The organism is Armatimonas sp. (assembly GCF_043760365.1).
GTDB lineage: Bacteria > Armatimonadota > Armatimonadia > Armatimonadales > Armatimonadaceae > Armatimonas.
This window is the reverse complement of record NZ_JAYUPA010000288.1, coordinates 1-1,969: the sequence shown is the minus strand read 5'-3', so window position 1 is coordinate 1,969 and position 1,969 is coordinate 1. Positions and strand designations below refer to the sequence as shown.

The 1,969-nt window shown below is 59.9% G+C and carries 3 protein-coding genes; 2 read left to right on the top strand and 1 reads right to left on the bottom strand.

What is annotated here, in order from left to right:
• Together ACH2EH_RS06880 and ACH2EH_RS06875 are read left to right on the top strand one after the other, a co-directional pair.
• Nucleotides 1-186 (top strand): RNA polymerase sigma factor (locus ACH2EH_RS06880; RefSeq protein WP_395140191.1); only part of this gene is annotated, 186 nt, incomplete at its 5' end.
• Nucleotides 183-1,427 (top strand): hypothetical protein, encoded by a 1,245-nt coding sequence (locus ACH2EH_RS06875; protein WP_395140190.1) that lies wholly within the window; start codon nt 183-185, stop codon nt 1,425-1,427. The genes ACH2EH_RS06880 and ACH2EH_RS06875, both read left to right, overlap by 4 nt.
• Nucleotides 1,428-1,429: 2 nt before the next feature.
• Here ACH2EH_RS06875 and ACH2EH_RS06870 read toward each other — a convergent pair.
• A partial coding sequence (locus ACH2EH_RS06870) for a pyridoxal-phosphate dependent enzyme (RefSeq protein WP_395140188.1) occupies nt 1,430-1,969 on the bottom strand: 540 nt, incomplete at its 5' end.

Here is a 1,969-nt window from a genome sequence, read left to right as displayed (position 1 = left end):
CTAGACCGTGCCATTTGCGCCCTCACCGAGACCCAGCGCGAGGCGTTTGTGCTGGTCAAGGCCGAGGGCTGGACGCATAAAGAGGCCGCCAAAATTCTGGGTGTGCCGCAGGGAACCGTACAAGCCCGCGTTTTTGAGGCCACTCGCCGCCTGCGTGAGCTGCTATCTGAGGAGAGTATCAAATGACCGAAGAAGAACTGGAGCGTCAGGCCAAACTCTGGCACGGGGGAACAAGCTTAGAGTCCGAAAAAACCGAGACACTCCGCGCCGCCCTCATGGCCACCCTTCCGCACGTGCGCCGCCACCGTCGCTGGCAGCTTGGCGGAGTCGCAGCTCTGGTAGTTACCAGCGTGCCCCTGGGAGGTGCTCTGATTGTCTCCCTCAGCGCTGATCCCTTGATCGCCCAGACACGGATCGAGCCGCTTCGTTTTCCTGAGGGCAAATATGGCATTAATGGGCTCGCTCTCGCCACAGATGGCACCGTGGCGGGAGAGTGTGCAATTACAAGTGGCAACGACGGGCTCGGTGGAAGGACTTTAGGGAAACAGGCTCTCGTCTGGCACCCTGGCAGATCCGTCGCAGAAACGCTTCGTGTGCCGGGTGCAACCTTGAGTGGGCTGCGGGACTTCCTTCCCAGTGGTGAGCTCGTTTGTTACGTCACACGACAAGATCAGCACTTTCAGATCGTTCTCTGGCAACAAGGGAAGTGGCAAAGCCTCCCACCACTACCTGGCTACTCAAGTTCGTTTCTCAGAGTGGGCTCCGATAGTTTGCGTGTTGTCAGCGCTCCACGAGGACTGGTGGGCTATAGTGCAACGAACAAAAAACTCGACAAACCCCAGCTAACTCTGTGGCATAACGGTAAGCCAGAGCCACTCCCGGAAGGCGTATTGCCTGAGTCGCCCTGGGCGAGCAATACCAAGGGGGACTTTCTGCTAAACACGAAGGGCGATTTCCAGGTGTACTCAGGGGGAAGGTTTACTCCTATTCCCACCGAAGGCAGAGATAGCCACGGGCAGCTCCTCTGGAAAGGCATCCCGCGCCACATTGGGGAAAATAAAATCCTCATTGGGGAGCTGGAGCGTAAGGGCCAGGAGACAACGATTGGGCTCTGGACCTCTCCAACGGCGCAGCCCCGCCCGCTCTGGGAAAAGTCTTCTACGTTAACTAAGCTCCCGCTCCGCTGTGCAGATCTTGATGCAGAGGGAAAGGTTGTGGGAGAGATGAAAGACCCCCTCACCGGCGCCATTACACCCTTTGTCTGGAAGGAGGGACGCTACCGCGATCTGCAAACCCTCCTTCCTCTCAATTCCGGCTGGATTCTTCAGGGAGCCATGCGGGTCGCGGGGCGAACCGTGATCGGCATGGGGCAGTACAAGGGCGAACCTGCGGTCTATCGTCTCACGCTTCCTCCCGGCTGTCCGTAGGCTCAGTCCAGACGCCTTACGGGGTAGCCACCGGTCTGGAGGCAGGCTTCGAGGCGGGCGATGTGCTCCTCGCCGCGCACTTCGATCAGCATCTCAACTCCGGTGCGACCGTAGGGAATCTCGGCGCTGATGCGGTTGTGGGTCACTTCCATGACGTTGCCACCCGCTTTTGCGATGGTGTCCAGAAGCGCCGCGAGGCCACCGGGTCGATCGGGGCACGACGTGAAGAAGTGAAAATAACGGCTGGTGCGGATCATTCCACGCTCAATAAGATCGGAGAGGAGCTTGAGGTCAATGTTGCCACCGCAGAGAATACAGGCCGTCTGCCCGACGCCAAGCCCCGGATGCGCAAGCAGTGCCGCCAGCCCCGCCGCCCCCGATGGCTCGACCAGCACCTTCATGCGCGTGAGGAGCAAGAGAATTGCCTCCGCGATGCGCTCGTCGCTCACGGTCACCACATCGTCGGCGAGGGCTTGGATGTACTCGAACGTGCGCGCACTTGGGGCCTTGATCGCGATGCCATCGGCGATGGTGTCGCAGGG

What these genes read in the sequence shown, in the direction of transcription:
- ACH2EH_RS06875 (WP_395140190.1), top strand. Translation starts at nt 183, where the DNA reads ATGACCGAAGAAGAACTGGAGCGTCAGGCCAAACTCTGGCACGGGGGA.